The 9,631-nt window shown below is 62.9% G+C and carries 3 protein-coding genes; all 3 read left to right on the forward strand.

Annotated elements, in window-relative coordinates; translation table 11 throughout:
- The first annotated feature begins 272 nt into the window (after window positions 1–272).
- Window positions 273–617, forward strand: coding sequence for a hypothetical protein (locus M2447_RS03090; RefSeq protein ID WP_277557355.1), 345 nt, complete (start codon window positions 273–275; stop codon window positions 615–617).
- A 481-nt stretch (window positions 618–1,098) separates the two neighbouring features.
- On the forward strand, window positions 1,099–3,060 hold the full coding sequence (locus tag M2447_RS03095) for a ShlB/FhaC/HecB family hemolysin secretion/activation protein (RefSeq protein ID WP_277509057.1): 1,962 nt from the start codon (window positions 1,099–1,101) through the stop codon (window positions 3,058–3,060).
- Between the two features lie 35 nt (window positions 3,061–3,095).
- On the forward strand, window positions 3,096–9,530 hold the full coding sequence (locus M2447_RS03100; protein WP_277557356.1) for a filamentous hemagglutinin N-terminal domain-containing protein: 6,435 nt from the start codon (window positions 3,096–3,098) through the stop codon (window positions 9,528–9,530).
- The last annotated feature ends 101 nt before the right edge of the window (window positions 9,531–9,631 follow it).

A 9,631-nucleotide genomic window follows, 5' to 3' on the forward strand; every position in this document is an offset into this window, starting at 1 on the left:
TCCGTTTTGCGGCAGGGGCGCTTTTCCCCGACGCAACACATAACAACCCAAACAATACACACACAAACACCATGCCATCATTCACAATACCCGAATTCCCAAAGGTTCTCACCGTGGCCGAATGGGAGAAAAACGCCGGGGACGCACCCGAAAAATACAAGGACGCCGCAATCCTCACGAAACACCTCGATACCCTCCACAAGGCGTATAAAAAAATACCGTGGGCCCGAATCAAGGAATTCTGCGAGCGAAAACCTGATCTCACGAATATCATGTCCGCCGCCAAAACAGCTTTGGCCTTGAAAGCGGAAGTTAAGGCACTGTTCGACGCCTATAGTAATAGTAATTTTTTTGAGGCCATGAAGGATGTCCGAAATTTCAGCGGCATTTCATCCCTCACCAAATTCAAAACAGCCCACCCCGAGGCGGCGGACTTCTTGAACAAAAAAATGCGACCGGCTTTCGAAGCCTTTCGTATCAAGGCAGGTATTCCCGCGATAGTAAATCCATTGAACACCAGCGGCGCGGAAAAACACAGGGCCATTGAGGCCAAGGTAAAACTTGAGTGGACGGAATTGGGCAAAACTCTCGCGATTCTCGATAAAATCACATGGTAACACCGGCACCGGGTCGCCATGCCATGGTTTTAGCACCGTGGCGCGGACTGCCAAGTCTGCCTGCCTTTCACGTCGGCACGGCAAACTTGCCCTCCCGCGCCACGCGTGTCTCATCAGAGGCACGCCAAACGGGTCCGCCTCATGCAAGGAATTAAGGTTATACTTATACATCAATGACACTCCATCCAACGAGTCATGACGATGATATGTCCACACGCATCTGCCGCATTTTTCCATCAAATTGCATTAATCACCCATGCTATTACAAAAAAAATCGTGAATTGTAATCACCTGCCCGTTGACTCCTTGCGCATCCCCGCAACTTGATTATCCCGTTCGCAGGCAATCCACAGCCACCCGCCATCCATTCTCTCCATCGTATTTGCAAACACCCGTTTTGTCTTTTAAACGCCGCTTGCGTTTTTTGGCGAAACAGCATGTATGTAAATCCCCCCCTGAAGACACCTAAAGCCTCTGAAATATGAACCCGAAACCATTCGGCTCGCCACGCGTTATCACCGCATGCATTCTCGCCATCTGCGCGCTTGTATTCACCCCAAACCTGCCCGCGCAAGCCGACGCCCCCGCCGCAGGTGAAACCTACCGCGCCGAGTCATTCACGCTGGGCTACGGCGCCGAGACGGAAAGCATCATTCCGCTCGACGCGCTCCGCTCCCTCAAGGTCAACATCGAGTTGCGCGACGGCGTTTATTACCCGTCAACCGGCCCCGTCGCCGCCGCGCCCTGCGCCGTCGGCCAGACCTTCCCCGACGGCAAGTTTTCCGAGGCCGCGCTCCTGGAAATCTTCCAATCCATCGCAAAATATTACAACACCCGCGGCATCTACGGCGTGTTTGTCGTGGTGAACCGCGACGACATCGACCCGCAAACCCGCGAGGACTACCGCCCCGCCAACCGCAAGGACCTGCGCCTCACGATCTGGGTCAGCCGCGTGAGCGAAATGCGCACCATCGCCAAGGGCTCGCGCATCCCCGCCACCGGCGCAATCAACAACCCCGCGCACAAACTCATCCTGAAACACTCGCCCCTCCAGCCCGACCCAAACACCACCAAGCCCAATTCCGCGCTCTGGAAAAAACGCCTCGACAACTACCTCCTCGACCTCAACCGCCACCCCGCCCGCCGCGTTGACGCCGCCATCTCCGCCGGAGCCAGCGCCGGCGAAGTCACGCTCGACTACCTCGTCTCCGAAACCCGCCCCTGGTTCGCCTACGCCCAGCTCTCCGACTCCGGCACCGACGAAACCGACGACCTCCGCGCCCACCTCGGCTTCTCCTACTACCAGCTCACCAACCACGACGACACGCTCCTGCTCGACCTCTCCTCCACCACCGACATCGAGAGCGGCTTCTCCGCCTCCGCCAGCTACAACCGCCCCCTCCTCTACCCCAACACCCTCCGCGCAAAAGTCTACGGCGCCTACTCCGAGTTCACCGCCCGCGACCTCGGCATCGCCCTCGACAAGTTCACCGGCTACTCCATCGCCACCGGAGCGGAACTCCCCTGGAGCCCCTTCCGCATCCCCGGCGGCATCTCGTTCGACATCATCCCCGGCGTCACCTGGCAAAAATACCACACCTACGACAGCAACCAAAAGGACGTCCTCCCCCTGCGGGGCAAGTCCACCACCGATTTCATCACCGCCTCGCTCAGTCTCCACTTCGAGCGCAACACCGACGCCATGCGCACGTATTTCCGCATCAAATACGAAACCAATTTCGACGGCGACACCGGCCTCACCGCCAACCAACTCATCGCCCTCGGCCGCTACGAAACCACCCGCGACTACCAGGTCCTCAGCTACGATCTCGGCCACACCATGTTCATCGAGCCGCTCCTCTTCGGCGAAAAATTCTACTCCGGCGACAACTGGCGCAAATCCGCCCGCGCCCACGAAATCTCCTTCAGCAGCCGCGGCCAGTATTCCATCACCGACGACCGCCTGATACCGCAAAAAATGATGACTCTCGGCGGCATGTATTCAGTTCGTGGATACCCCGAGTCCACCACCTCCGGCGACAATGTCTACGCCGCCTCGCTCGAATACCGCCTCCACGTCCCCCGCCTCTTCCGCCCCTACGCCGCCCTGCCCCGCGACCGCGGCGACCACACCCCGCCCACCTATTTCGGAATCCCCATGAACTGGCGCTCCCCCAACCTCCACGCCCTGCCCGACTGGGATTTCATCGTGCGCCTCTTTGGCGACGTCGGACGCTCCCACGTCATCCCCACAAGCAAGGCCTACGTCATCGAGGAATCCCACACGCTCGCCAGCGTCGGCTTCGGCTTCGAGGCGCAATTTAAGGGCACCTTCAACGCCCGCATCGACTGGGGCTTCGCCCAAAAATCCGTCCACACCACCGCGCGCGACGTCTCCAGAAATTCCTCGCAGGTGCACTTCACCATTTCGGTGCTCTGGTAAAACGGCGCCACACCACGAAAACCCTCTCATTCACCATGGTCACAATTTCGCGCATCAGTTTCGCGTCAGCCATTATCCGGACGGTCCTCTCCGCCGCCATCATCGCGCTTCCGGGCACATCCATGCGCGCCGACGCGCCCGTGGGCACGGTGGTCTCCGGCGAGGCCTCCTTTGATTACAACGGCAACAAAACCACGATCACCGCGGGCAACAACGCCATCATCGAGTATCCCAAGTTTAACATCGACCGAAACGAAACCGTGCAGTTCGTGCAGCCCACGGACACCTCGCGCGTATTGAACCGCATCACCGGCGGCGATCCCTCCTCGATCCTCGGCAGCCTCCAGGCCAACGGCATCGTTTATTTTGTGAACCCCGCCGGCATCTATTTCGGCCAGCACGCCACCATCGACGTCGGCCAGTTCTACGCCGCCGCGGGCAACCTCTCCAACGCCAACTTCCTCGCCGGCCGCGACAACTTCGAGCGGCTCTCCGGCCAGGTGCACAACGAGGGCGTGATCAACGCCTCCGCCATCCACCTCATCGGCCAGAACGTGCGCAACACCGGCAACCTCAACTCCCCCGCCGGCCTGGTCATGCTCGCCGCCGGAGACGACGTGCTAATCGGCCGCCGTGGCGAACACGTCTTTGTCAACGCCACCAAAACCACGCCCGACGCATCCGCGACCGCCGGCGTTGAAAACGCCGGCAACATCAACGCGGAGGGCGGACGCGCCCTGCTCGCCGCCGGCGACCTCTACGCATTGGCCGTGCAAAACTCCGGAGTCATCCGCGCCCACGAAATTACCCTCGCCGGACAAGGCTCCGGCGAAGTCTGGAACCGCGGCACAATCGACGCCGATAGCGCCGACACCGAAGGCGGCCGTGTTGAAATCACCGGCCAATACGTCGGCCTTTCGTCCGAATCCACCATCGACGCAAGCGGCGCAACCGGCGGCGGCGAAATTCTCATCGGCGGCGACTACCAAGGCGCGAACGCCGACATCCGCAACGCCACCGCCACCTACGTCGCCGAGGGCGCGGCGATCCGCGCCGACGCCACGACCAGCGGCTCCGGCGGCAAGGTGATCGTCTGGGCCGACGAAACCACGCGCTTCCACGGCAGCATCTCCGCGACCGGATTTACGAGCGGCGGCTTCGCCGAGGTTTCCGGCAAGCAAAACCTCCTCTACACCGGCCTCGCCGACCTGCGCTCCGCCAACGGCCTCGCCGGCACCCTCCTCCTCGACCCCGACAACCTCACCATCTCCACTGCTGCCTCCACCCCCGGTGTCATCCCCGGCAGTGTGTTCACCGCCCCCGTCAGCGATACCGACTGGAATCTCAACACCAGCGATCTCGCCACCCAACTCGCGCTCGCCAGCGTCACTGTTCAGACCGCCACCGGCGACATCACCGTGGCCGACACCATAACATGGAATAACAATAGCGTGACCTCGCTTACCCTCGATGCGGGCAACAATCTCATCATCAACGCCGACATCCTCGCCACCGGCCCCATCACCATCAACCTGAACGCGGACAACGATATCAACATTGCCAGCACCGCATTCATCTCGGCCTCCCAGGTGAACGCCACAGCCATAGGAAGCCTGACAATCAGCGGCAGCGTTGAAGCCAACGGAGTCGGCCCCGAAGGAAAATTCACCGCAAACGCAAACAGCATCACCTTCGAAAACGGCAGCTACGTTTCCGGCTCCAATCATGCTTACACGGCAACCGGCAACATCATGCTCGACGGCGAGGTTGATGTTACCGGTTCACTGTCGCTCAACTCCACATCGGGCACCATCACCATTGGCGCTAACAGCAATTTCAATAACGGGATTCGCTACGACATCAACGGCGGCGTCAATTTCATGGCAACCACCGGCATGCTCTTGTTCTCCACCATGGAAATCGACGGAGGAGGCCGCGATGTGACGCTCGGCAGCTACATCTCCGGCGGCCCCATCACGGTGCAAAACGCGCAAAACATAAACATAACCGGCGTGGTGCGCTCCGACTCGGGCGTGCAATCCTACCAAGCCGCCAACGACATCCTCTTCAGCGGCACCTTTGTTCAAGAAGGTCCCGGCGTGGGCATGACATTCAACACCACGACCGGCACGACAATCTTTGCATCCGGCGCGGCTGTTTCGCTCGGCTATTATAGTCCCACCACAATCTCCATAACCGGCGGATTTACGGTAAACACCGGCGTCAATCTCGGATTCCGTGCAAGCAGCACCCTCGCATACAACATCAACGGCGCCGGCCGCGATGTGATCCTCGGTGCTGCCGTCGATCTCACAATGGCCGGTGGCAACACCCTGTCCATTACCAACGCCAACAACCTCACCCTCGCCAGCGTCATCACCAACGACGCCCAATCCCACACCGCCGCCAACAACCTCACCGTCACCGGCACGCTCCAAACCCTCAACGCCAGCCAAAACATCTCGCTCTCCGCCACCTCGGTCTCCCTCGCCTCCACCTCCGAAATCAACTCGACGGGCACGACCGCCATCACCGGCGCGCTCGACATGGCCTCCGGCGCGAAAATCGGCGCCTCGGTCATGACCGTCGATGCCCTCGGCGGCAACATCGCCATCGCCGGCGAAGTGCTCACGATCAACGGCGGCACATTCACCAACGCCGGCACCATCGCCGCAAGCGGCAGCATCAACAATCTGGGCTCCGGTGATTTTACCTTCATCGGAAACCAAGCCATGACCGTCGGAGGCATGATCAACGCCACCAGCGGAGGCAACGTCAACATCACCGTCTCCGCCGGCACCCTGAGCGTCGCCTCCACGGGCACGGTCAATGGCCGCAACATCAACATCAGCGGCGGCCTCAACGTCGCCTCCGGCGCGGCGCTCACCACTCCCTACGGCTCCGGCAACATCACCATCGACGGCCTCAACCGCGACGTTGCCATCGCCACCGCCATCGACATGGGCTCCGGCACCTTCACACTCTCAAACGCCCGCAATCTCGCGCTCGACACCCTCATCACCAACGACGCCCAAAACCACACCGCCACCGGCGGCATCACCGTCACCGGCACCCTCCAAACCCTCAACGCCGACCAAAACATCTCGCTCTCCGGCACCTCGGTCTCCCTCGCCTCCACCTCCGAAATCAACTCGACGGGCACGACCGCCATCACCGGCGGTCTCGACATGGCCTCCGGTGCCCTCATCGACGCGGATCTCGTCACTGTCGATGCCTTTGGCGGCAACATCGCCATCGGCGGCGAGGTGAGCACCATCACCGGCGGCACCTTCTTCAACGCCGCCAACATCGCCGTCACCGGCACCGTCACCGGCGCGTCCGGCAACTTCGTCTTCACCGGAAACCAAGCCATGAGCGTCGGCGGTGTCATCGACGCCGGCAGCGGCGGATCAATCTCCCTCGCCTCCACCACCGGCACCGTAAGCGTCGCCTCCACCGGAACCATCAACAGCAGCAACATCAACATCAGCGGCGGCCTCAACGTCGCCTCCGGCGCGGCGCTCACCTCGCCCTTCGGCAACGGCAACATCACCATCGACGCCCTCAACCGCGACGTCGCCATCGCCACCGCCCTCACTCTCGGCTCCGGCAGCCTCGCCATCACCAACGCCCGTGACCTCGCCCTCGACACCGTCATCACCGATGACGCCCAGGCCTACACCGCCACCGGCGGCATCACACTCACCGGCACGCTCCAAGCCAACAACGCCGACCAAAACATCTCGCTCACCGGCTCCGCCGTCTCCCTCTCCGCCACCTCCGAAATCGACACGACGGGCACCGTCACCATCACCGGCCCGCTCGACATGGTCGCGGGCTCGGCCATCCACGCCCATGACACCATCGTCAACGCCCTCGGCGGCAACATCACCCTCGGCGGCGAAATCATGGCCAGCGGCACCTACGTCAACGCCTCCGCCATCAACGTCACAGGCACCATCCTCGGCGGCGGCGTCTTCGTTGCCAGCCAGTCCATGACCGTCGGCGGCGTCATCGACGGCGACTCTGACAACGACCTCTCAATCACAGTGTCCACCGGCACGCTCGCCCTCGCCTCCAGCTCCACGCTCGGCGGCCGCAACGTCTCCATCGCCGCCGGTCTCGACATGGCCTCCGGCGCGAGCATCGTGTCCCTCAACGACATTGTCGTCGATGCCCTCGGTGGCAACATCACCCTCGGCGGCGACGTGGACACCATCACCGGCGGCACCTTCTTCAACGCCGCCAACATCGCCGTCACCGGCACCGTCACCGGCGCGTCCGGCAACTTCGTCTTCACCGGAAACCAAGCCATGAGCGTCGGCGGTGTCATCGACGCCGGCAGCGGCGGATCAATCTCCCTCGCCTCCACCACCGGCACCGTAAGCGTCGCCTCCACCGGAACCATCAACAGCAACAACATCAACATCACCGGCGGCCTCAACGTCGCCTCCGGCGCGGCGCTCACCTCGCCCTTCGGCAACGGCAACATCACCATCGACGCCCTCAACCGCGACGTCGCCATCGCCACCACCCTCACCCTCGGCTCCGGCAGCCTCGCCATCACCAACGCCCGCGACCTCGCCCTCGACACCGTCATCACCGACAACGCCCAAGCCCACACCGCCGCCCGCAACCTCACCCTCACCGGCACCCTCCAAACAATCAACACCGGCGAGGGCGTCGCGCTCACCGCGCAAACCGGCACACTCGTCACCACCGCCGCCGCCGCCATCGACTCGCGCGGCGACATCACGCTCAACGCCACGACGGCCACCCTCGGCGGCGTCATCCACACTGACGAGACACTCACCGTCGCCACCACCGCCGGCGCGCTCGCCATCACCGGCACGCACGACGGAAGCATTGCGCACATCACCTCCGCCACCGGCGTCTCGATCTCCGGCGCGCTCAATTTCACCGGCACCAACACCATCAACGCCACCACCGGCACCATCGCCATCGCCGGCGCCGCCTCGGTCGCGGGCGAGACGATCAACCTCAACGGCGGCGTCCGCATCGACAACGGCGCGAACCTCGTCTCCGACCTCGGCCTCGTCATCGACGCGCTGGCGCGGGACGTCGTCATCAACGCCGACCTCAGCCTCCCCGAACTCTCCATCGCCGCCGCCCGCTACATCGAAACCGCCGCCGTCGCCACATACGGCGACCAGGAATACCATTTCGCCCCGAACGGCGCCGGCGCCATGAAAATTAACGGCGCGCTCGTCTCCGAAACAGGCGACATCACCATAACAAGCAACAGCGATTACCCCGCCGCCCACGCCACCATTTTCTCCACCTCGCCAAACGGCATCCTCATCTCCGCCACGCTCGGCAACGTCATCATCGGCCACAACGACACCCTCCTCGCCTACCACCACGGCAGCGCCGCCCCCGACGCCGGCACCATCACCATTGAGGCCGGCGGCATCGCCTCCGTTGGCAACCTCTCCGCATCGCGCCGGATAAATGTGTCCGCCAATCAAATACAGCTCGATGGAGCCGTTTACCAGGCCCCCACCATCGCGCTCTCCGCCGTCACCTCCCTCGACATTAGCGGCTCCGCCGTCACCATCGCCACCGCCGGCGGCGCGCACGACATCTCCCCCCCGTCCACGGGCTCCTACACGACCGCCATCATCAACGGCGACGCCATGAGCGACAACGCGATGAACGTCTCCTACTTCCCGCTCATCGCCACCTCCACCGGCGCGCCCTACGCCGGCGTTTACGAACGCACCGAGTTCTGGAGCGAACAAGTCGTCCCCGACCAGGAAATCAAGCAAGGCATCGTCGCCGACGAGGCCAACCCCGCCAACCGCACCGAACCCGAGGCGCAGCAACTTCAGGAAGTCCGCGCCGCCGCCGCCGAGGCAGCCTTCCAGCAAATAGACGCCGAAACCGCCATCAGCGCCGCCACCGGCTCGCAACTCCGCAAACTCGGCATCTTCCCCCGCCCCCTCACCCCGCAAGAACGCAACGAACTTGGCGCCCGCTTCGGCACCCTCCGCCAGATCATCCCCTCCGAAATCCGCGCGCCCGAAAATTACCAGGTCGCCGACGGACGCCTCTCCGAGCAATCCGCCCGCGCCGCCATCGCCGCCTATGAGCGCGCCTTCGAAACCGCCGACGGCGCATCCCGCATCCCCGACCTCCAGGCCGCGATCCAAAAAACCTACCGCGAATTTCGCGCCGCCAACCCCGGCGCCCCCGCCGCCCAATACGTCCGCTACATCGACACCATCGCGCCCGGCACCGAGGAAACCCGCGCCCTCCACGCCTTCTTCGAGGACGTCCGCGCCCTCTTCCTGCGCATCGACCGACTCGGCCTCACCAACAACGAGGCGCTTGTATCCAAAAACGTGATACTGCGCCCCCTCCGCGTCCAGGGCGCCCCCTCCGCCCTCCTCGCCCCCCTCATGCAGGTCGCCCCCGACACCGCCCCCCTCGTCACCGCGTCCTATTGACAAATCCCAAAATCTCAAATGCCGAAATTTCAAAAAAAATATCAAGTCACGCTTGCGCCGGAGCGGCGGTTTTCAACCGCCGGACGAGGCGCGGCCTCGCC

Source organism: Ereboglobus sp. PH5-10 (genome assembly GCF_029504735.1).
In the GTDB taxonomy this organism is placed as follows: Bacteria; Verrucomicrobiota; Verrucomicrobiia; order Opitutales; family Opitutaceae; genus Ereboglobus.

Bases quoted from the DNA above. Each gene is read 5' to 3' on its own strand.
- M2447_RS03090 (WP_277557355.1), top strand. From the start codon at position 273: ATGTCCGCCGCCAAAACAGCTTTGGCCTTGAAAGCGGAAGTTAAGGCA.
- M2447_RS03095 (WP_277509057.1), top strand. From the start codon at position 1,099: ATGAACCCGAAACCATTCGGCTCGCCACGCGTTATCACCGCATGCATT.
- M2447_RS03100 (WP_277557356.1), top strand. From the start codon at position 3,096: ATGGTCACAATTTCGCGCATCAGTTTCGCGTCAGCCATTATCCGGACG.